Below are 22,474 nucleotides of genomic sequence, written 5' to 3'. Positions count from 1 at the left end.
GGTTTGCGAGGCACTTCAAATTTTATAAAGAACAGGTGATATAATTGGGATAATTAGTAATAAATCTAGGGTACTGAATGATGAAAATAACTATAGATAACCAAACATTCACTATCGCTGAAGAGTTAACACTTTTAGCTGCTGCAAAGGAATGCAATGTCGAGATCCCGTCACTGTGTGGAAACAACATTAATGGTGAAAAAATACCATGTGATCTGTGTGTTGTAGAAGTTGATGGGCATGGAATTCAACGTGCTTGTGAAACTCAAGCAGTTGATGGTATGCAAGTGATCACTTCGTCTGAAGCGTTAGCAAAACGTCGTCAAAGTGCATTAAATAAAATACTTTCTGATCATTACGCAGATTGCGAAGCACCGTGCCAAACCGCGTGTCCTGCTGGCGTGGATATACAATCATACCTGTACCATATTTCGCAAAATGATCACCAAAAAGCCATTGAAGTCATCAAACGAACATTGCCAATGCCATTATCAATTGGCCGTGTCTGCCCTGCTTTTTGTGAAACTGAGTGTCGTCGTGGCTTGGTTGATGAGCCATTGGCTATTCGTCAACTTAAGCGTCACGCCGCTGATGTGGATCTGCATGCGCAAGAATCTTATGTGCCCCCTAAAAAAGCGGACAAAGGTAAATCCATTGCTGTAATTGGCAGTGGCCCTGGTGGATTAACCTGTGGCTATTACCTAACTAATGAGGGTTACAACGTAACGGTGTTTGATTCGATGCCTAAAGCGGGCGGTTGGTTACGCTATGGTATCCCTGAATATCGTTTACCAAAATCAATTTTAGATAAAGAAATTGAGTTGATGTGCCGTAATGGCATGGAGATTCAAACTTCTGTGAAATTAGGTGAGGATTTTTCATTAACACAGTTAAGTGACGATTACGATGCGGTTTGTTTGGCGGTAGGAGCTTCAAAAGCCGTTGAAATGCATTATCAAGGCAGTGAGCTTGGTGGCTGTTATTTAGGTGTTGATTACTTAAAAGATTACGTAACTGAATCTAAACTCATTACAGGCAAAAAAGTAGCGGTTATTGGTGGTGGTAACACGGCGATTGACTGTGCTCGTACAGCGGTGCGTGATGGTGCAGATACCACGCTTATTTATCGTCGTACCCGTGAAGAGATGCCCGCTGAAGATTACGAAGTGGTTGAGGCTGAACATGAAGGCGTTAAATTCCATTTCTTAACCAATCCTGTTGAAAATATTGCCGATGAAGATGGGCGAGTGACTCAAGTTCGTTTAGAGAAAATGGCACTGGGTGAGCCGGATGCGTCTGGTCGCCGTAGCCCTAAAGCAACGGGTGAATTCTTTATTGAAGACTTTGATACCGTCATTTCAGCGGTATCACAAAAACCGGATTTAAGCTTTTTAGACAACGACACTATTGATTTGCCACTGACTCGTTGGAATACGGCTGATTCGAATAGCCTAACCATGCACAGTGGTGTGAAAAACATTTTTAGTATTGGTGATTTTCGTCGTGGTCCTGCAACGGCTATTGAAGCGGTTGCTGATGGGCGTATTGCTGCAGAAGCGATTGATCGTTTCTTTAGTGGTGATATGGAGAAGATTCCAACTAAACCGTTTAATTCTCAAAAAGAGAAAAAGACCAAGCAGGTAGATCCTAAATACTTCGAGCACATTCAAAAAGCGATGCGCGTTATTATGCCAGAGTTAACCGCAGAGCAACGTGAACAAAGCTTTGATGAGGTTGAAACGGGTTTTGATAACTTAGATGCAATACGTGAAGCGGAACGTTGTTTAGAGTGTGCGTGTCAGGCAAATACCAATTGTGGTTTGCGTGATTATGCGACGGAATACAAAGCCGATGAAACAGACTTAACTAACGAAAGTAAGCAAAAGTTTGCTATTGATACTAGTTCTGAATTTATTGTTTTTGATGCCAACCGTTGTATTAGTTGTGGCCAATGTGTTGAAGCGTGTAACGAGAAGGGCGTGCATGGCGTATTAAGCTTCATGAAAAATGAAGACGGCACCAATGCCTCTCGCCCTGAATGTCGTGCAGGGTTTGAGCACGGTTATGACATGGGTAACTCGAACTGTGTGCAATGTGGCGCGTGTGTTCAAGCGTGTCCTGTTGGTGCATTGGTTGATTCCCGTGATAAATCTCAAGGCCGAATCGAAATTTTAAAACCAGTAGATACCATTTGTACATACTGCGGTGTGGGTTGTAAGTTAACCATGATGGTTGATGAATCAACAAACAAAATTAAATATGTGCAAGGTGCGAAATCATCTCCTGTGAACGAAGGCATGCTGTGTGTTAAAGGTCGCTTTGGTTTTGATTTTGTCAGCAGTGATGAGCGTTTAAAAACCCCGTTAATTCGTAAAAATGGTGAGTTAGTTCCTGCAAGTTGGGAAGAGGCGATCACATTAGTTGCTGATAAGTTCAGCGCAATTAAATCTCAACATGGCGGTAATGCGCTAGCTGGATTCTCGTCGGCAAAAACCACCAATGAAGATAACTACGCATTCCAAAAATTAGTACGTCGTGAGTTTGAAACCAATAACCTTGATCACTGTGCACGCTTATGTCACTCAACCACGGTAACGGGCTTAGAAGCGTCTATTGGTAGTGGGGCAATGACCAATGATATTCCAAGTATCAAACATTCTGACCTGATCTTTATTATTGGTTCAGATACGACATCTGCTCACCCTATTATTGCTTCTCACATTAAACAAGCCATCCGTCATCACGGTGCTCGTTTGATTGTTGCGGATCCTAAGCAAGTTGATATCTCTGATCACGCTGAGCTGTATGTAGCGCAACGTCCGGGGACGGATGTAATGTTACTTAATGGTATTATGCAGCAGATCATCAAAAACAACTGGCACGATCAAGCATACATCGCTGAACGTGTTGAAGGTTTTGATGAGCTGAAATCAGAAGTGATGTCAGAGACATATTCACCTGAGAAAATTGAGCTAATCACCGGCGTAAAAGCACAAGATGTGATTGAAATGGCGCGTTATATTGGTACAGCCAAGCGTACTGCTATTTATTATTCAATGGGTATTACGCAGCATACGACAGGGCATGACAACGTTCGCTCTATTGCTAACTTACAAATGTTGTGCGGCAATATTGGTATTGAAGGTGGTGGTATTAATCCACTTCGTGGTCAATCAAACGTACAAGGTGCGTGTGATATGGGCGCGTTGCCAACGGATTTCCCTGGTTATCAAAAAGTCGAGAATCCAGCGGTTTACGAGAAGTTCGTAAAAGCGTGGAATAAGCCAAACTTACCAAATAAGAAAGGCTTAACACTAACGGAAATCATAGATGCGGCGTGCCATGAGCAAGTAAAAGGTTTATTCGTCATGGGCGAGAACCCTGTATTGAGTGATCCTGACCAAGCGCATGTAATTCACGGTTTAGAGACGTTAGACTTCTTAGTTGTACAAGATATCTTTATGACAGAAACCGCGGCTTATGCTGATGTTGTTCTGCCATCGTGTTCGTTTGCAGAAAAAGCGGGTCATTTTACCAATACTGAACGTCGCGTTCAGCGTATCTCTCCGGCAGTTAATCCTCCGGGTGAAGCGAAAGAAGATTGGTGGATCATTCAAGAAATTGCCAATGCAATGGGTGGTGAATGGAATTACCAATCGGTTGAAGACATTACTGAAGAGATCACTCAAGTGACGCCTCAGTACCAAGGCATGCACTGGGATGCCATTGGTAAAAATGGACTTCAATGGCCATGTAATGACGCGAATCCGCAAGGCACTCGCATTATGCATAATCAGCAGTTCTTGCGTGGTAAAGGTCAAATGGCAGCGGTTCCATTTAGATATGCTGCAGAGCTTCCAGATGAAGAGTATCCATTAGTATTAACAACGGGCCGCTTATTGGAGCAGTACCATACAGGCACTATGACACGTAAAACTAAAGGGTTGAATAATCTTGCAGGTCCGCGAGCCATGATGAGTGTGGCAGATGCTGAGCGTTTAGGTATTTCAAACAGTGAGATGGTTCGAGTATCAACACGCCGTGGCACGATTGAAGCACCAGCATTTGTAACCAAGCGTATGCAAGAAGGGGTAATATTTGTTCCATTCCATTTTGTAGAAGCGGCGGCGAACAAATTGACCACAACTGCACTTGATCCTCATGCCAAGATCCCTGAGTTTAAAGTCGCAGCGGTGAAGGTTGAAAAGGTATTACAACCAGAACCTGAAATGTGCTAAATAACGGTTAAGGCAAATAAAATGCCCGATGATTTGAGTTAATCATCGGGCATTTTTTATGTTTTAGAAATAGTGTTATGAATTACTTATTGTTGATTGCGTTTAACTCTGCAATTTTCACAATTACATCAACGGCTTGTTTCATGCCATTAATGGTAATGAATTCATGAATACCGTGGAAGTTATAACCACCCGTAAAGATATTAGGGCACGGTAATCCCATAAAGGATAAACGAGCGCCATCAGTCCCGCCTCGAATTGGTTTAATATCTGGTTGAATATCACAAGCGGTCATTGCTTGTTTTGCTAATTCAATGACGTGTGGATGAGGCTCTACCATTTCACGCATATTGAAGTAGCTGTCAGTTAAAATCAGCCCAACACGACCTTTTTCTAGTTTCTCGTTTAGTTCATCGACTTTTTGTTGCATAAAGGCTTTACGCTCAGCCATGCCTTCACGGCTAAAGTCACGCACAATGTAGCCAAGTTCTGTTTTTGCTACGCCAGTTTCCATTGATTTTAAATGATAGAAACCTTCATAACCTTCTGTGCCTTCTGGAGTTTCTTCGGCAGGCATCATCAATTGGAATTGCGCGGCAATGTTCATGGAGTTGATCATCTTGCCTTTAGCTGTGCCTGGGTGAACGTTAACACCGTGACAAATCACATCAGCGCTAGTGGCGTTAAAGTTTTCATACTCTAATTCACCAACGGGGCCGCCATCAATGGTGTAAGCCCACTTGGCATTGAATTTTTCAACATCAAATAGGTTCGCGCCACGACCAATTTCTTCATCTGGTGTAAAGCCAATACAGATATCACCGTGTGGGATCTCTGGGTTGGCTTTTAGTACTGCAATTGCCGTTAAAATTTCAGCAATACCGGCTTTATTATCTGCACCAAGCAGGGTTGTCCCGTCAGTCGTAATTAAATCATGCCCAATTAGGTTTTTTAAATCAGAAAATTGAGCAGGGTTTAGTTCTTCACCACTAGTACCGAGAGTAATAATGTCGCCTTGGTAGTTTTTTATAAGTTGAGGTTTAACATTCTCACCGGATGCATCTGGAGCGGTGTCCATATGAGCAATAAAGCCAATCGCAGGGACAGTGTAGTCGACGTTCGAAGGCAAACGAGCCATGACGTAGCCATTCTCATCTAAAGATACATCAGAAAGTTCTAACTCATTTAATTCAACAATTAATTGCTTTGCTAGATTGAATTGTTTTTCTGTACTAGGGCATTGAGGAGCAGAAGGGTTTGACTGGGTATCGATACTTACATAAGAAAGAAAGCGTTCTACAAGGTTTTTCATGATAATCACTCTATGTAATTGAAAAGAAGGCAAGGAGTGAGTATGGATCAAAAAAGAAGATGAAAAATTGCGATGGGTCATGAAAAGTAAAGTGGAGTAGCGCATATCTATGCGCTAGCTACGTACTTTATTTGTTTTCTTTTGTCTTCAAAATAAAACCAAATTGATTGATTAAGTTACTGATTGATTTGAATAACATCGTGCGTTCAGATTTAGAATATTTTGAGAGCTCTTGATGGAATTCAATAACATCAGACATAGTGACTCCTAACCAATCAGGGATGTTATCACTACCAGAGATAATCCAACCAAGTTCTTTTTTTAGTACAAAACTTAATGGTATTAACTTAGAAATGTGTGGGCTAGAAAGACCACTTGTCCAGTTAATAACTGTTCTCGTTGACACATCGCATGCGGTAGCTATTTGAGTATTGGAAAGTCCTAGTTCTTTTTTTCTGGCCTCGATCCGTCGAGAGATACTTTCCATAGAGGTGTTTTCATCTAACACAATAAACCTCGGAATTGTAAATTTAATATAATGATAACAATTCAATATTTAATTGAAGTTATATTTCCAATTAATTTAGATACGAATGAAATAAATTTCATTACTCAACTTATAGAGTGTGATTTTTATTTAATATTCGCTGAATTGTAGATAAAAATAATTTAAATGAGCAGATATTTTAAGTCGTAATCTGTGAGTTTTTGCATGTTAAAATTAAATGTTATTTTGGTTTAACTACTTAATTTTATTTGTAAGTATCTGATAAGAAGGTATCGAATTGATTTTGTGAATTCATAATAATCATATTGCTCATTTAATGCAAATTGTTTGTACAAAAAATACTTTATATTTTAACTGGTAATTAAATAGTTAAAATATATATATTAAAATATGAAAAAATTAGAGGTTAGCATCAGTTTATTCATTTATTTTAATATTACTTGTTCACTGTAAATAACTATGATTAGATACCGTTATTCTAGTTAATACAGTTTATTGAGGTTAAGGAATGGTAGGTCAACGACATATACAAGCATCAGTTACTTTTGAGGCGTTGCCTTCCGATATTTATCTATTGTTTGATGCTTTTCGCTCAAATACTGAAACTCGTTCTCATTCACACTCATGGGGACAATTGCAGATCATTAGTGGTGGTATTTTAGAGTTGAAAGCTGAAGGGCAGCGCTTTCTTGCTCCATCTCATTTTGCCATTTGGGTTCCTGCGGGAGTGCAGCACCAAAGCTATAATCGAAAACCCATTGCTTATTGCTCCGTTAATATTGTTCCTGAGCTAGCAAAAAAACTTCCCGCTCATACTTGTTTATTAGAAATTAGTGCACTAGTTGAGGTATTAATTGCAGAGCTACGAGAACATAAAATTCAAAAACCAGAAAACGAACAGCAAGAAAGATTAATTAAGGTATTATTCGATCAATTGTTAGTCGCCAAACAAAGTGAGCGATTTTTACCAACATCAACAGATAAATTACTGAAACCGATCTTAGAAGTACTTGAAGCTAACCCTGCTGATGAAACGTCATTAGGTGAGTGGGCAGAAAGAAATCACACTACAGAGAGAACGTTATCTCGTCATTGTCAAAGTGAATTAGGCATGAGCTTTACAGAGTGGAGGTTAAGGATCAGATATCTTTATTCTTTAGAGCTGTTAAGAAAGAAAATGTCGATTAAAGAAGTTGCATTCAGCTTAGGCTATAACCAAACGAGTCCATTTATTACCATGTTTAAGCGTTATTCAGATTGCACACCAGAGCAGTATAAAATGAAGCACTCAATTTAAATTACTTTAACGCTCATCATTTTTTGCTGCAAACTTAAAGGCGAAATAGACAATGATAATCATACTTAATGGAATTATGGCTGCAGCGTATTCAAGCCAACTAGCATCAGAAAAAAGACTGCTGAGAATAAAGTGACCTATAATAGAGAGAAATGCACACAATAGAGCAATAGGAATAAGCTTGAGTTCTGATGACAAGGTAACTCTCCAACATAATATAATTAAAGGGATATTAACATTGAAAGAAAGTCTTGTAATTGAAGCAGCGCAAATGACAGAAAGAGAATTGATAGATTATCTTCTTGCCAAACCTTGTAGTGAAGATTCTTATCCTTTTGGGCCAGAAGCTCAGGTATTTAAAGTCTTTGGTAAAATGTTCGCTCTGATTGGATATCGTAATGAAAAATTGACGGTTACCCTTAAAGCCTCTCCTGAGAATGTCACTTTTTTGAGTGAGGAGTTTATATGCATCGAGCGAGGCTATCATATGAACAAAAAGCATTGGATCACAATCATTGTTAATGATGAGGTTTCTGTTGGGATGGTGGAGGATTGGATTGATGATTCTTATCAACTTGTTACCTCTAAATTGACGAAAGCACAAAAAATGATGGTGTGATTTTAGATAATTATAAATTTATAAATAGAACTGATTGAAAATCATACAGATTATATGTTTAAATACGATTATTGCTTTTTTGGAACCAATATCAAGTTTTAAGGGTATTGATAAATGTATTTCAAGTAAGGGTCGGTATGAGAGTTAAACTACTTTTAACTAAGAAAACTACGATCATTATACTTTTAAGTTGTTGTATTTTTGTCGCCATTTTTATTGTTGAAGAGTTGCATAAAAAGCAAAATACTTATTTAAAAAATCAGATTAATGCGAAAGCTAAAACTGAATTAGCGATAGTTAGAGCTAATCTAGAGAGCACTATCCATTCTGATATTTATTACGCTAATACTTTATCTACATTACTTACCGTTAACCCAAACTCGACCATTAAACAATGGGATTTGATTGCAGCAGAGCTGTATCGTGATTCATTTAATATTCGCCATTTGGCGATTGCGCCTAATGATATAGTGAGCTATGTCTATCCTTTAAAAGGTAATGTTAAAGCCCTAGGTCTTGATTTTAGAACGATTCCAGATCAATGGATTACGGTACAGAAAGCACGCCATTTAGAAACTATTTTTATTGCCGGTCCCGTTGATTTAATACAGGGGGGAAGCGCTTTTATTGCACGAATGCCTGTTTTTTCTGATCCTCCTTATAATCGAGACTACTGGGGGGCGATAAGTATCGTAATTGATATTGATGGTTTGTTTTACAATGCTGGTATTTTTGATTTGAAAGCAGATTATCATTTTGCAATGCGTGGGAAAGATGGCGAAGGAGCTAGTGGAGAGGTCTTTTTAGGTAAAGCCAGTATTTTCGATAATCCGATTGTTGTTGAAAATGTTACGCTTCCTTATGGCAGCTGGCAAATGGCCATCCAAGAGAAATCCTTAGATAAGGTATATCCTTGGTTTCGCATACATATTATTCGGTTAGTTGGTTATTCTTTTTTTGGTTTAATGCTGCTGTCTATTTCTATAATGTTCCGATTTTATGTTGTGGCAACCAATCGCTCTCTTGAAGATGAATTAACTCAGTTACCTAATCGTCGTTATTTTATGTATACACTAAGTTCTTTGTTTTCTAAATCAAAAAAACAAGGTATGCCTTTTGCAATATTGAACTTAGATTTAGATAAATTTAAAGACATTAATGATACTTACGGTCATGCCGCTGGTGATGAAGTATTAAGAGAAGTTGCAAGAAGAGTGACAAAGGTTCTAAGAACGAATGATGTGATTGCTCGTATTGGCGGTGATGAGTATTTAGTTCTTTTGCCAAGAGTTCATCAAAAGAAAGATGTTCACCTTATCATTAGTAAGATTAAGTCGGTGATTACTGAGAAGCCAGTAGAGTATAAAGATGTTCATATTTATGTGAATACAAGTATTGGTTATGGCTGCTTTGATCCTGAAATGAAATCAGTGGATGATCTGCTGCATAAGGCAGACCGAAATATGTATTTCAATAAGCAGCGTTAGTTGAATCTGAGTGTCATAAGACATTCGTAAGAACAAAAGAAAGGCCATCCTTTAATACTGCAGGGATGGCTTTTTATTTTTAAGGGTAGATTAAATACTAAAACAGCAAGCTAGTTGATAATCATCGCCATTCTTTGCTGTGTATTCTTTATCTTCTTGATGAGCTTTAGGTTGTGATTTCCCATCTCGCTTTAGCAGACTGATCCAGTGACGCATGGCTGCAAGACTAAAATCTTGAGTAAAGGTTGTGCAGGTTTCCATTTGAATATCATCAATGGCTGAAAGCGTATTTTTTCCCGCTTCAGATTGACCAAATATAACCTCAACATGGCTGCCGCTATTGTCTTTTAAAAGGATAGTATCAGGTGATGATCGGTGACCGGTAAAGGCAACGAATTTTCCTGGATTACGTAAGCCACTGCATCCACCATCTTTAAAGAAAACCACTAAATGGTGATAATCTAGCAGATAATTAGTTACGTCTTGGTGCGATCCTTTCGTGAGTGGAAATAACTGGTCTAATAGATTTTTTATTTGATATTGCTTTTCTTCAGTATGATCTTCACCCATTTTTTCTACGGCATAGACAGCTTCAGCCATAAACGGAGTTTCTTGTTGTGCATTATTCGTGTTGTTTATATTTGTGATAGCCATAGTCTTGCCCTCAATTTTCGTCCTGAAAGATAAGTAAGTCACACTGGTCAGAGTTGTTTGCTTACTTGTATTGAAGCTTAGCTTAATATTTACTACAATTTCACAACAAAAACTTAACAGTGTGAATTTTACAAGATGCGCCAGTCAAAAAGTATTATTAGACAAAGTCATTTTCTTGGAACAAAAATTCGAAATCTGAGAAAACGCAATCACTTAACGATGGAAGATCTCTCCACTCGCTGTATTCGAGTTGATCCTGAGAATTCACCGTCAGTGTCTTATCTTTCTATGATAGAGAGAGGAAAGCGGGTTCCCAGCGCTGATATGTTGGAAGTTATCGCTACGGTATTTCAAAAAGAATCTTCGTGGTTCTTGGATAGCGAGCCAGAAGCACAAGCTATTACGCCAGATAAGGGACGTAGAGGTGGTATCAGCGGTATGGCACTTGAACCGAGTTTTCTATTCTCCAATGACATTTTACAAATAGCGATCCCTGAAATGCTAAATCAAACGGGGATCACTGGCCGTCAATTTGCGCACCTTCTTATTCGAGCCCATCAAGAAAATAATCAAAACCACTTTCCAGATTTAGAACGTGCCGCTGAAGAGGTAGGGCAGAAACAATTACCATTGAGTGTTGAGCAGATGATGGATTTGGCTGCGCATCATGGCTTAATTCTTAAGTGGGTACAAGATACGCCAAAGTCCGTTGTTGATGAATTTGGTGTTAACGGTAAAGAGTTACTGACGTCCTTTTTTGAGCCACCTTGCACCGTCTATCTGAATGAGATTTTAAAGAATCATCCGACGCGATTGAAATACGATTTAGCGGTATACATTGGTCACTGTGTTTTACATAACAAAGAAGGCTTGAAGAGCTCTTTGTCTGTCGGTAGCCATCGCGTGTTTGATGATGAAATTCACCACACTGACAGCTCGTTAAATGCACAAGATATTTTAAATGCGTGGCGTGATTTTGAATCCAGTTTCTTTGCGGGAGCATTACTGTGTCCACGAGTTCCGTTTAGGCAATTACTTGATAGACATGGATATGAAATAGATACCCATCGTTTAGCAGGAGTTTCTCCTTCTGTGGCGATGAGACGAATGACGGTGGTTTCTCCCTATCCTCATTGGCATTATTTTGATGCGTATGCTCCAGGGAAGCTCAAGGCCGTTTATCGTGGCAATGGTATTCCCTTACCTTGGGGGAATATGAAACAAGTGAATGATCCTTGTCACCATTGGGCGGTATTTAGACGATTATCGGAACCTAAAGAGGGAAGTTCAGCGCAAATATCTATTCTTAATGTAAATAATGAACCTCGTATCTATTGTTGTGAATCGGTTAATATGACTGATCCTGCGGGTAATAATCGGGTGTTATGTGCTGGAATAGATCTAAATCCTGCGATTGAAGCTCAGGGAAAAGATGCGGTGTCATTAGCTCGTGATTTACAAAAAGCATGTGTAAAAAATGGTGGTGAGAGCCCTATAGCAAAAGGAATAAAAAGAGAGTTAATTAGTGTTGCTAAGATACTGAATATTAATTGGATTGAACGTGGGTTAGAAACGGATGCGAGAGTGATTTGTTCTCGTGGAGCAGTTTGCCCAAGAAAGCCGAGTTGTTATAAATAATAGCCGTTAATTATGATAAATTAACGGCTATTCGTTTAGTATTGATAAACCAAGTAAGAGAGCTGCGACTCTGTATTATAAAATAGCGAGACATCTCTACTCACCGGAAATAAGTGAATACTTAATCCGCTTGTTGCTTGTTGGAAAAGTTTTCTATAAGCATAATCTTTTTTAGGATCTGAAATGGATCCAAAATAATTCACACAATCTTCTCCTTGGCATTGGAGTGGATGAGCATCACTTTTACGAGTGAAAGTACATTGTCCACGATAGCCTGTTTCATCAATAACAATAGATGCTTTGTTATAAGAATAATTATTGTGGTTATTCGACTTCTTTAAGCTATAGTTTGCAATCACTTGACCTCTATAGTCTTTTTCGCTTTCGCTATCAACTAGAACTTGCGAGGCTGTATTAAATCGGTCCTGATTGCTGTTTATGTCTTTTTTATATAGCGAATTAGTGAAATTAATTTCGTCAATATATTTGGTAATTATAGAGTCAAAATTCCCATTTTGTAAGAAGATAATTTTATTATAAACCAAATCACATTTGTTATTTATTTGATGACAGGCTGAGATATTCAAACTTTCAGTTTGTCGGTTAATGTAATAGGTCATGTTTTCTTTTAATACAGTAGGATCAAAAATAAACGGCAGAGAGTCACTTACCTGAAATACGTTTGGCATTAATATTTCTAAACTTGGTTCTGTTTTGCTTGGTGTGTGTCTCAGTTTTTTTTCAAAGAAAAAAAGACAAAAACAGAAAACGACAAGAATAAGTAAAGAAAATATGTAATGGCTTTGATTTAATTTTTTTTGTCCAAAACTAGTACCATAAGTATCCGCTTTGTAACCTTTATTTTTAATAGTTTCAATAATATAGATATCATTGTTATGTAATTTTTTTCGTAACACCGAAATGGTTTGTGGTACTACACCTATATTACTAGCTGTACCGTTCCAAACATATGTAAAGATATCATCTTTCGAGAATATTTTGTTTGGAGAAGTTAAAAGCAGTTGTAAAATTCGTGATTCACTATAAGTAAGCTTGATCGTACAGTCGTTTTTAATTATTTGATTTATTTTAGGGTCAAACGTTATATCTTTAAATCGTATAATATTCTTATTTAGCATTATGTAACCAAAGAGAAGGAAACAAAGGAAGTGCCTTTATCATGTTGATAAGCATATCAAGAAAGAAACTTCATTATCAATAAATAAACAACAATCAATGATGAATGTTTTTGTTGATGACGATAAAAAAATTTAATCTTATAACTAGTTGAATTTTAATGTAAAAATAGCATTCTTTGTATCGTAGGAGTAGAAATTTAATATGCTTTATGAATTAATAAGATCTTATCTGTTTACTTAGCAAATAAATTAATTACGCATAGGTTTCGTTTTCGATTTTAAGGTACTTAAAATAAAAATAACCATTTATTTTGTAATGATAATGCTTATATTTTTAAATTGAAAATATAAGCATATAGTAGGAGTAAATTATTAGTATATAAATTTATTCATCAAGATCATCAGCATAGCCTTTTGGTGGTGGTGTCCACGCACGTTCTGATTGGTTGTGTTTGTCAGAACGATCTTTACTCATGGCATGTTTAATAGTGCTTTCAAGTTCAATGAAGAGTTTGCGATAGTTATTATCAAATCGCTCGCCTTCTGAATCATCTAACCACGCCTGATATAATTTATCAGAGCTTTGATTTTCGACCTTTTTGTACGCTATTTTTTGTTGTTCTACATGGAATGGGTGTTGGCCTAATCCACGCATTGCTTCTGCCCCCATCTCAAGTGCAGAACGAGTGGTTTCAGATTCAATAAAATCAGCACCAGCACAACGAAGCATATAAGAATGACCTCTATCAAATGCACGAGCTAAGATCTTAACTTTAGGGTAGGTGTGCTTAACATACTTAACCAGTTCAACACTGCTTTCTTGATTATCTATAGCAACGACCAACATTGCTGCATGATCAATTCCTGCGGTATGCAGTAGATCAGGACGAGTAGCATCCCCAAAGTAACTCTTGGTATTGATCTGACGTAACGTATCTACCTGATCGGCTTGGTGGTCAAGAACCACTGTTTTTACATGGTTTGATACTAAGAAGCGATTAACTACTTGGCCAAATCGACCACCGCCAGCAATAATTACCGTGCCTTTTTCATCAATGCTATCCGACTCTCTATCATTCGATTTTTGCTCGAAGCGAGGTAAGATCACTTTATCAAAAAGAATGAATAACCCAGGAGTAAAGAACATAGAAAGGGCTACAACTAATGATAATGGCTGTGCGACTTCTGGTGGTAATACATGGTTTTGAACCGTAAAACTCAATAGTACAAATCCAAACTCACCAGCTTGAGCCAAACTTAAGGTGAATAACCAACGATTACTGTTTTTAATCTTAAAGATTAAGGCTAAAACATATAGAACAGCGGCTTTAAGTGCCATTACCCCAATAGTTAAACCGATAATGGTAAAGAAGTCATCAAACAGAATACCGAAGTCAATCCCTGCCCCCACGGTAATGAAAAACAGCCCGAGCAACAGCCCTTTGAATGGGTCAATATTCGATTCGAGTTCGTGTCTAAATTCGGAGTTAGCTAATACAACGCCAGCTAAGAAAGTTCCTAGTGCAGGTGACAGTCCCACTAAGCTCATAAGAGCTGCAATACCAATCACAAGCATTAGTGCCGTTGCCGTGAATATTTCACGCAGTCCAGAGCTTGCTACAAAGCGAAACAGTGGACGGCTAAGATAATGACCACCAACCACTACAAGCGCAATGGATGCGGTAATGACTAAACCATAAGCCCAGCCGGGGAGCCCTGCGACTAAGCTTATTTCATTATGGTGCTCTGCTGCGGTTGCTGCCGCTAATTGTGCTTTTTCAATTAATTCAGGCAATGCCAATAATGGAATAAAAGCCAACATTGGGATCACGGCAATATCTTGAAATAACAATACGGAGAAGGCATTTTGACCGCCTTCTGTTTTTGCTAGCCCTTTCTCATTAAAGGTCTGTAATACAATAGCGGTTGATGAGAGTGCAAAGATTAAACCGATGGTGAGGGCGATAGTCCAAGGCTGGCCAAAGAACAGAGCAATCCCCATAACAATGGCGGTTGTTCCACCCACTTGTAGGCCACCTAACCCCATTAAGCGATTACGCATTCCCCATAGCATTTTTGGCTCAAGTTCAAGGCCGACTAAAAAGAGCATCATTACAACACCAAATTCAGCAAAATGTTGAATTGTTGTTGTTTCTTCGCCAACTAAGCCGATGATTGGGCCAATTACAACCCCTGCAATCAGATAACCAAGAACAGATCCCAGACCAAGATGCTTAGCGATAGGAACGGCAATCACAGCAGCAAAGAGATAGATAAAAGCTTGTAAAAAATATCCCGTCATAATGCGTTAATCCTTAATAAATTTATCGAATGAGTGGTTTAGCTTAGGTAAGGTTTTCGCCACTGAAATATCCACGCGATCATTAATTAACGCAGAGAGTAAGTTTTTAAACCGTTCTGTATGCCTTTCTACTCGTTCATCTTCTAATGCGGTCCGAGCACCAAAAAGTACTAATGGCGCGATGTATTCCATATTTGTTAAAGAAGCCATTTGTTCAAGAGGGTGCAGAAGTTCACGAATAGTAAATTGGTTATAACCATTGGTTTGATAAGCTTCTTCTTTACCACCGGCAGTAATGGCGGATAGAAAGATTTTGCCTTCTAATGATTTCCCTTCGGTACCGTAAGCAAATCCGTATTCAAGTACCATATCTTGCCATTCTTTTAAAATCGCGGGTGTTGAATACCAGTAAAGTGGAAATTGAAAAATAACGACATCATGTTCAAGTAGGCGTTGCTGTTCTTTATCAATATCGATATTAAATTTCGGGTAGTCATGATACAGATCAACCACGGTGACATGTTCGATTTTCTTTGCTGCCTTTATTAGAGAGACATTCACTTCTGAACGATGTTGAGAAGGGTGAGCAAATAATATCAATACTTTTTTGGGTTGCTTTGTCATAAAACCTCTTTGTTTTTACTAAGTTTATAAAGTAAATCTTGAATACTTTACAATCATAGCAATAAAAGGGGCTTAATGGGTATGTGGAACTGATGAAAGATTTATGATCGCAATTCCGATACTAATAAATCCAATACCTAGCCAAATTTTGCTGTCTAAATGTTGGTGATAAAACGCACTTGAAATAAGAGTAACAGCAATAATAGCCAAACCTGCCCAAGAAGCGTGTGCGATACCAACCGGTAATGTTTTCATCGCTTGGCTAAGAAAGTAAAAAGCCCCTAAGTGTCCGGTAATAACAATCACATTAGGAACAAGGTGTGAAAGACCATCTGTTGCTTTTAGGGCGACATGTGAAAGTGCTTCAGAAGCTACAGCAAGAAAGAGAAAAAGCCATCCCATTTTATTATTCCTATTTAGAGTCAAGGTGTTATTAAGTTGGGAAGAGTATAGCTATTTCAAATTTAATGATAATAGGCAAAATAAATAATTACTTTTGCTTATTTGTAATAATAAGAAAGGAGGATAAAATATTTGTAGTGGACATAATAAATAAGCCCCTAAGGGTAAGGGGCTTATAATTGAAACTGGATTAGAAGAAGTTAATTGAACGACGTCCGCTTTCTGGATCAATCGTTGTTGGAATTTCTGGTTTCTGCTTCTTCTTCTTTTCTTTTTTCTCTTTTTTAGGCTTTGGCTCTGTGTACTCAGGTTCTACTGGAATAAATTGAGGTTTCTCTTCAATTTCTGGCAGCTCACCAACAGGAGTATCACAGATAACAACGTAATATTCTTCATTGAATTCAATAACATCACCATCGTACATTTTACGACGTTTACGTTGTTCTAATTCGCCGTTCACACCTACATAGCCTTCACTAATCATGTGCTTAGCTTCACCGCCGCCATTCACAACATTAGCAATTTTTAATACTTTATAGAGTTCGATAGGTTGAACATTTACTTCAACGCCAATCGCTTCTACTTCAAATTCTTCTTGATCTGACATGTGGGTCTCTTAGGATTACGAATTATAGCTATTGTAACTGAGAGAAAGGCATCGTCCTAGCGCCTTTCTCTGCTTGCGAGTGAAAGTCTTAATCAACCACTTCAATGTCTGTTTTAGGTACAGAGCAGCATGCTAGGATCATTCCTGCATCTTTAAGACGCTGATTTAGTGCAGGAGAGTCTTCTTGTTCAACATCGCCAGACTCTAAAGTGACTCGACAAGCACCACATAAACCTGAGCGACAACTGTAATTGATGCTAAGTCCTGCCGCCTCAACTTGTTGAAGTAAAGGCTCTTCAGTGTTTCCAGTGAATAAATTGCCGTTTAAGCTGATGGTGATCTCTTCTGATTTAGTGTCTTCTTTTGCTTTTATTGGATCTACTGTTACTTGCTGAGTTACAGCAATGGAGCCTGAATCTTTATAATATTCTTTCTCTTTGGTTTCCAATACTTCGATCTTATCACCGACTTTAATCGCCCCTTCATTTTTAGCAATGAGGTTTTGACCAAAGTAAACATTACCAGAGTCGTCAGCACGGAAGGTGGAAAAGGTTTTTAGCGGTTCTTTATTTGGATGATACTGAGCGGTATTTGGATTTACCGTGGTTAAGATACAGCGTTGGCAAGGCTTAACGACTTCAAATTCAACATCACCAATACGAATACGCTTCCAAGAATCTTCAATAAAGGCTTCATTACCTGAAACGACTAAGTTAGTTCGAAATTGAGCCATAGTATGATGGCTGCTACTGCGTTTATTTAATTCAGCAAGTGAAGCTTCACTGATCACCAACAATGGGTAACCGTCGGCAAAACTTACGTTGGTTTGAATTTTTTCACGCATACGATTGGATTGCTCGCCAGAGAATAGCAATTGTGCTTCAGTTCCTAAAATAGAGCTGAACCATTGATTGGCTTCTTCTGTGGTGGAATAAGCCGTAAAAGTATCACTCCAAACGGTTGTATCGATCTCTTTCATTTCTAATTCATTAAAGGTGAAATGCAGGTCAATCAATCCTGGATAGCATAGAACTAATCCATCTGGTTCAATAATGGCTTTGATTTTGACCATTTGTGGATGAGTACGTGCGGTAATCATTTTTCCATCTAAAGACGCAACCATGAATCGGCGATCACACTGTAAGCCTTGCTTTTCAACCTGAGCAGTAGATAGTGAAATACCTGCGATTGATTTTACAGGGAATACGTTGATATTTGATAAATTTGAAACTGAATTAATTTGACTCACGCTGGCATCCATTCTTTGTGGTGTTATTTATGTAAAGTGTATCAAACTCTCTTTTATTTTACTGCCTATTCTCTACTCATTATTATTCTGAAAGTTCATAGGATTTGAAGGTGACTGTGGTAATAAAGTCTTTCTCAGTTTTTTGAATATTAAATTCCCAAGCCATGCGTTCACAAATGCGCTCAACAATCACCAACCCGCAACCATAGCCAGCATTATAAGTATCATTACCATCATGACAGTTGATTATACACAGCTGGTTTTTATCTAGGCTTATTTGAATGTCGCCCACGCTGTAGCTAAAGGCATTTTTTATTAGGTTATTGATCACAACCGTTATAAAACTGCTCGGAGCAAGGCAAGGTTCACCTTGAACTATTCTTAGTTGAGCGCCCATTTCTTGTTTGGCAAATAGAGGTTCTAAATGGTTAAGTTGAGTCTGCAAGATCTCTTCTATTTGATAGTGATGAAAATGATGAGCTTCTATTTCTTGTTTACCCAATAGTAAAAAAGTTTCAGTAAGCAGCGTCATCTCTTCACTTGCTTGATGTAGCCGATTAATTGCTTTGAGCGCGACTCTAGGTTGATCTGGTACTTTAGCAAGTAGATCGGCTGAGCCGCTAATAATCATTATTGGTGTTCGTAATTCATGAGAAGCGAAGCGACTAAACTCTTTTTCACGAGTAAAAAATTGAGCAATATGATGCTTACTTTTTAGTAATGAGCGTTCAATATCTTGGGTTTCTTGGTATTTAGTATCAATAGTAAAGTCAGAGTGCTCAGGCGACATTAAATCAACTTTATGTTGAATATGGCGCAGAGGGATTGAAATACTACGAACAAAATATACCCCGTATAAAACCATTAAAATAGTCGTAAGAATACCTAGACCTACAGTAATGTAATGCAAGTTGGCTTCATACTCATCTAGGTAATCATCGGCATCATCTTGAAAGAGAATATAAAGCAGTCCATCACCAGAAGGGTGGTCGATGACAATAAAGTGCTTATCTTCTGTACCTAGCAGTTGCTCGTATAACCCAGTTTTTTTGTAGTTGTTAAGCCAAAGCGGATGTTCTCTTTCACTCCAATACGTAGAAAACTCTTCTTCATTAGGCAGTGGGGTATCTTTACCTAATTGAGTATATTTTCTGGTGTATTGGGTGGCTTCGGTATCTAACCAGTGGTGTAGGCTAATGATTTCTAATTGATCTTCTGCGATATAAATAACCGCCCAAAAGAGTCCGAACATCAAAAAGGTAAGGACGGCAAATGTCCAACGGATTTTTTTAAAAAAGCTCGGTTGATGTGAGCGATTATTTAAGTCGGTAGCCTTTTCCATGAATGGTCTCTAGTCGTGGTGTATCAAAGCCTTTATCAATGGCATTTCGAATTGTATATAAATGACTTCTTAATGCATCACTTGATGGAGAATCATCCCCCCAAATGTGCTCTACAAGTTCAGTTTTACTGACAATATCAGGCGCTTTTTTCATTAATAATGCAATGATTTTTAGCTGAATTGGTGCTAATTTAATAAGTTTTTCCTGCCGATATAGAGTACCGGCTTTGATGTCCATTTCCATATCTTCAAACGTCAATTTTCCGATATCAGTGCGTCGACCGCGATTGGATAAAGCAAGTAAACGCATATGCAGCTCTTCCATTGCAAATGGTTTTACAAGGTAATCATCTCCGCCAACTTCAAAGGCATGAATTTTATCTTCTAATGTATCTTTTGCGGTTAAGAAAAGAATAGGGGTACTGCAAGCATGCTCACTACGCAGTGCTTCTACTGTGCTTATACCATCCAGTTTAGGCATCATGATATCCATTACGATGACATCGAAGCTCTCTTTTTTTAGGATTTCTATTGCTGCAACACCATGGTAGGCGCAATCAATATCGATACCGACTAATTCAAGGTAATCAGCAATAGTTTCAGCAACGTGGTGGTTATCTTCAACAATTAATACTTTCATTTTATCTCTTCACGAATCCTTCACATACTAATCATTATAGTACTCTCATAAAGTACATAATTTATAATAATTAGGTTAAAAAATGAAAAAAGTCGCTGTTTTATTATTAGGAACTGCAATGCTATCGGGCTGTGGCTCGGATGATTCAAGTGATAGCCGTGTGTCAAGCTCATACATTGGTGCAATTGAGTCGGTTGATCAAAGCAATGATTCGATGACAGTAGGCTCGAAGTCATTAAATGTAAGTCATGCTGAAATTAAACTAAATGATATGCCAGTTAACTTCATTGAGCTTGATAAAGGAATGCAGGTTGAAGTTGAGTATGATAATGGTACGGCTTACGAAGTTGAGTTGGAGCCAGTAGTTGTAGGCAAAGTATCACACGTTACTAGTGCTGATATTACAATTAATGGGCAAACATTTAAACATGCTGATTTAGCAGCAAAGCAGAATATATTGGCTGACCAAAGAGCTATGTTATTTGGTTACCTTAACGACTCAAAAGAATGGGTAATTACAGCAATTTATAACGCTGATTTTTTACCTAATGATGTGCATGAAGGTGTTGTGTCAGATTTTGATCGAGCAAACAATACGTTCAAATTGACCTCTACATTTGTTGAGTCTAAAGATTACGATGATGTAAATGAATTAAGCAATGGCGTGTGGGTTGAAGTCGAAGGTACATATAGTGCAAATAAATTCATAGCTATTGATGTTGATGTAGAAGACGTATCTGACTTTTCTAATGCAGAAGTAGAAGGGCATATCACAGCTCTTAATCCTGAAAAAACATTAATGATATTGAATGGTAGAACAAAAGTAACAATCACTGAAAATACTCAGTTCTTTAAAGAAGATAAAAATGGTGAAGATGTCACGAGTGATAACAGCATATTGGCACTAAATGCAAAAGTAGAAGTTGATTTAATCAATAAAAATGGCGTGTTAGAAGCAACAGAAATTGAACTAGATAACGATTAATTTGTAGTTATCCTAAAAACCACAGGATCTAATTGAGTCTGTGGTTTTTTGTTTTTATGTACTATCTAAAAAATAAGCCATGACAATTGATAAATTCGGCTTACTATTTAATGAGAACTCAAAAGAATTAAAAGGAAACAAAATGGCAGGGTTAAGTTTATTAACACTATTAGATGATATTGCATCGGTACTTGATGATGTTGCGTTAATGTCAAAAGTGGCGGCAAAGAAAACCGCGGGTGTATTGGGTGATGATTTAGCGCTTAACGCACAGCAAGTGTCAGGCGTTAGGGCGGAACGAGAGATCCCTGTTGTATGGGGCGTTGCAAAAGGCTCATTCAAAAATAAGCTAATTTTAGTTCCGGCTGCCTTGCTGATTAGTTCAATTGCACCTTGGTTGATCACTCCATTATTACTCATTGGTGGCTTGTTCCTCTGTTTTGAAGGTGCTGAGAAAATCCATGAGAAATTCTTTCACCAGCATGATGCAAACGAAGACCATGAAAAAGAGACGCAAACCAATCCAGAAGACATTGAAGATTATGAGCAGAAGAAGATAAAAGGGGCGATTCGTACCGATTTTATTTTGTCTGCTGAGATCATTGTCATTGCACTAGGAACGGTTCAAGGGCACCCATTTATTACTCAAGTATTGGTAATGAGCTTAATCGCAGTACTGATGACCATTGGTGTATATGGCCTTGTGGCTGGTATCGTAAAAATGGATGACTTAGGATTTTATCTACAGCGTAAAAGTAAAGGCGAGGGAATTTTAAGTTCTATTGGTAATGGTTTAGTGGCAATGGCACCAAAGTTAATGAAGTTCTTAACTGTTGTCGGTACCATCGCTATGTTTTTAGTCGGTGGTGGCATTGTCGTTCACAGCCTTCCATTTGTTCACCATGCACTAGAAAGTGTAGTGAGTTTACTTCCTAGTATTCCTTATGTTGCTGCGACCTATTTAACGATTGGTAATGGGATTATAGGGTTACTAAGTGGCTTTATTCTTCTTGCTGTTATTAGCACTTATCAGAAGATTAAATCTCAATAATTTTACTTGTTGTCAGTAAACTTAATTGCAATGGCTTCAGCGTTACCACGTTCGAAGCCTGTAGTTCCTCCACCTTTAACTCCCCATGTGCCTTCTTTTGATGCTCTAACAATAATGGCATCTGCGCCTAGTTTTTCGGCTTCATCTTGCAGTTTTTTCACCATGCCTTCATTACTTCTGTCATGAAAGATAGTTTGTCCTGTTTGAGTATTGATCATTCCTAATTCGGTATAGGTTCTTTCTGTTGGAGGGCTATAAAATACCTCAACAGAATGAGACGTGACTTCGTTTTGGTTTGTTACTGTTGTTGTTTTGGCACAGCCTAAAAAGAATAAGCTTGAAGTTAGAAATATGATTTTTATAAGAAATTTATTCATAAG

Annotated in this window: 20 protein-coding genes; 7 read left to right on the top strand and 13 right to left on the bottom strand. The window is 38.1% G+C overall.

Annotation, left to right across the window (positions count from 1 at the left end):
- The first annotated feature begins 77 nt into the window (after positions 1 to 77).
- Positions 78 to 4,238 (top strand): formate dehydrogenase subunit alpha, encoded by a 4,161-nt coding sequence (fdhF, locus tag ED622_RS00855; RefSeq protein WP_122032093.1) that lies wholly within the window; start codon positions 78 to 80, stop codon positions 4,236 to 4,238.
- An 82-nt stretch (positions 4,239 to 4,320) separates the two neighbouring features.
- Here the strand turns inward: fdhF and pepT are convergent, their stop codons facing one another.
- Both pepT and ED622_RS00845 read right to left on the bottom strand, forming a co-directional pair.
- Positions 4,321 to 5,550, bottom strand: coding sequence for a peptidase T (gene pepT / locus ED622_RS00850; RefSeq protein ID WP_122032092.1), 1,230 nt, complete (start codon positions 5,548 to 5,550; stop codon positions 4,321 to 4,323).
- 127 nt (positions 5,551 to 5,677) lie between these two features.
- Positions 5,678 to 6,037 carry a helix-turn-helix domain-containing protein gene (locus ED622_RS00845; protein ID WP_254052565.1) on the bottom strand — a complete coding sequence of 120 codons (360 nt, stop codon included), beginning with the start codon at positions 6,035 to 6,037 and terminating at the stop codon, positions 5,678 to 5,680.
- 529 nt (positions 6,038 to 6,566) lie between these two features.
- Between ED622_RS00845 and ED622_RS00840 the strand changes: the two genes are divergently transcribed.
- Positions 6,567 to 7,355: a helix-turn-helix domain-containing protein gene (locus ED622_RS00840; protein ID WP_122032090.1), complete on the top strand. Its 789-nt coding sequence runs from the start codon at positions 6,567 to 6,569 to the stop codon at positions 7,353 to 7,355.
- 6 nt (positions 7,356 to 7,361) lie between these two features.
- Here ED622_RS00840 and ED622_RS00835 read toward each other — a convergent pair whose 3' ends face one another.
- Positions 7,362 to 7,553 carry a hypothetical protein gene (locus tag ED622_RS00835; RefSeq protein ID WP_122032089.1) on the bottom strand — a complete coding sequence of 64 codons (192 nt, stop codon included), beginning with the start codon at positions 7,551 to 7,553 and terminating at the stop codon, positions 7,362 to 7,364.
- Between the two features lie 73 nt (positions 7,554 to 7,626).
- On the opposite strand from ED622_RS00835, the gene ED622_RS00830 reads away from it, so the two are divergent.
- Positions 7,627 to 7,974, top strand: a complete 348-nt coding sequence (locus tag ED622_RS00830; RefSeq protein ID WP_122032814.1) for an MmcQ/YjbR family DNA-binding protein — start codon at positions 7,627 to 7,629, stop codon at positions 7,972 to 7,974.
- Positions 7,975 to 8,111: 137 nt separating this feature from the next.
- The gene (locus ED622_RS00825) at positions 8,112 to 9,461 is read left to right on the top strand and encodes a diguanylate cyclase (protein ID WP_122032088.1); all 1,350 of its coding nucleotides are present in this window, start codon (positions 8,112 to 8,114) and stop codon (positions 9,459 to 9,461) included.
- Between the two features lie 90 nt (positions 9,462 to 9,551).
- On the opposite strand, the gene ED622_RS00820 is transcribed toward ED622_RS00825, so the two are convergent.
- Complete coding sequence (locus ED622_RS00820) at positions 9,552 to 10,115, bottom strand: hypothetical protein (protein WP_122032087.1); 564 nt, start codon at positions 10,113 to 10,115, stop codon at positions 9,552 to 9,554.
- A 135-nt stretch (positions 10,116 to 10,250) separates the two neighbouring features.
- Between ED622_RS00820 and ED622_RS00815 the strand changes: the two genes are divergently transcribed.
- Positions 10,251 to 11,753, top strand: coding sequence for a DUF3612 domain-containing protein (locus ED622_RS00815; RefSeq protein ID WP_122032086.1), 1,503 nt, complete (start codon positions 10,251 to 10,253; stop codon positions 11,751 to 11,753).
- A gap of 35 nt (positions 11,754 to 11,788) precedes the next feature.
- Here ED622_RS00815 and ED622_RS00810 read toward each other — a convergent pair whose 3' ends face one another.
- From ED622_RS00810 to ED622_RS00775, 8 genes are all read right to left on the bottom strand, one after another.
- Positions 11,789 to 12,892 (bottom strand): winged helix-turn-helix domain-containing protein, encoded by a 1,104-nt coding sequence (locus tag ED622_RS00810; protein ID WP_122032085.1) that lies wholly within the window; start codon positions 12,890 to 12,892, stop codon positions 11,789 to 11,791.
- Between the two features lie 385 nt (positions 12,893 to 13,277).
- Positions 13,278 to 15,194, bottom strand: a complete 1,917-nt coding sequence (locus tag ED622_RS00805) for a monovalent cation:proton antiporter-2 (CPA2) family protein (RefSeq protein WP_122032084.1) — start codon at positions 15,192 to 15,194, stop codon at positions 13,278 to 13,280.
- Between the two features lie 6 nt (positions 15,195 to 15,200).
- Complete coding sequence (locus ED622_RS00800) at positions 15,201 to 15,818, bottom strand: NAD(P)H-dependent oxidoreductase (RefSeq protein WP_122032083.1); 618 nt, start codon at positions 15,816 to 15,818, stop codon at positions 15,201 to 15,203.
- Positions 15,819 to 15,890: 72 nt separating this feature from the next.
- Complete coding sequence (locus tag ED622_RS00795) at positions 15,891 to 16,220, bottom strand: multidrug efflux SMR transporter (RefSeq protein ID WP_122032082.1); 330 nt, start codon at positions 16,218 to 16,220, stop codon at positions 15,891 to 15,893.
- A 190-nt stretch (positions 16,221 to 16,410) separates the two neighbouring features.
- On the bottom strand, positions 16,411 to 16,827 hold the full coding sequence (locus ED622_RS00790) for an RNA-binding S4 domain-containing protein (protein WP_122032081.1): 417 nt from the start codon (positions 16,825 to 16,827) through the stop codon (positions 16,411 to 16,413).
- An 88-nt stretch (positions 16,828 to 16,915) separates the two neighbouring features.
- Positions 16,916 to 18,088, bottom strand: a complete 1,173-nt coding sequence (locus tag ED622_RS00785) for a YcbX family protein (protein ID WP_122032080.1) — start codon at positions 18,086 to 18,088, stop codon at positions 16,916 to 16,918.
- A 70-nt stretch (positions 18,089 to 18,158) separates the two neighbouring features.
- Positions 18,159 to 19,418 carry a HAMP domain-containing sensor histidine kinase gene (locus ED622_RS00780; protein WP_122032079.1) on the bottom strand — a complete coding sequence of 420 codons (1,260 nt, stop codon included), beginning with the start codon at positions 19,416 to 19,418 and terminating at the stop codon, positions 18,159 to 18,161.
- Positions 19,393 to 20,058 (bottom strand): response regulator transcription factor, encoded by a 666-nt coding sequence (locus tag ED622_RS00775; RefSeq protein WP_122032078.1) that lies wholly within the window; start codon positions 20,056 to 20,058, stop codon positions 19,393 to 19,395. The genes ED622_RS00780 and ED622_RS00775 overlap by 26 nt, the downstream gene beginning before the upstream one ends.
- An 82-nt stretch (positions 20,059 to 20,140) precedes the next feature.
- Between ED622_RS00775 and ED622_RS00770 the strand changes: the two genes are divergently transcribed.
- Both ED622_RS00770 and ED622_RS00765 read left to right on the top strand, forming a co-directional pair.
- Positions 20,141 to 21,043 carry a DUF5666 domain-containing protein gene (locus ED622_RS00770; RefSeq protein ID WP_122032077.1) on the top strand — a complete coding sequence of 301 codons (903 nt, stop codon included), beginning with the start codon at positions 20,141 to 20,143 and terminating at the stop codon, positions 21,041 to 21,043.
- A gap of 142 nt (positions 21,044 to 21,185) precedes the next feature.
- Positions 21,186 to 22,094: a DUF808 domain-containing protein gene (locus ED622_RS00765; protein ID WP_122032813.1), complete on the top strand. Its 909-nt coding sequence runs from the start codon at positions 21,186 to 21,188 to the stop codon at positions 22,092 to 22,094.
- A gap of 2 nt (positions 22,095 to 22,096) precedes the next feature.
- Here the strand turns inward: ED622_RS00765 and ED622_RS00760 are convergent, their stop codons facing one another.
- Positions 22,097 to 22,471: a hypothetical protein gene (locus ED622_RS00760; RefSeq protein WP_122032076.1), complete on the bottom strand. Its 375-nt coding sequence runs from the start codon at positions 22,469 to 22,471 to the stop codon at positions 22,097 to 22,099.
- Positions 22,472 to 22,474 lie beyond the last annotated feature (3 nt).

This window comes from Aliivibrio sp. EL58 (genome assembly GCF_900312675.1).
In the GTDB taxonomy this organism is placed as follows: domain Bacteria; phylum Pseudomonadota; class Gammaproteobacteria; order Enterobacterales; family Vibrionaceae; genus Aliivibrio.
This window is presented reverse-complemented; position numbering and strand designations above follow the sequence as displayed.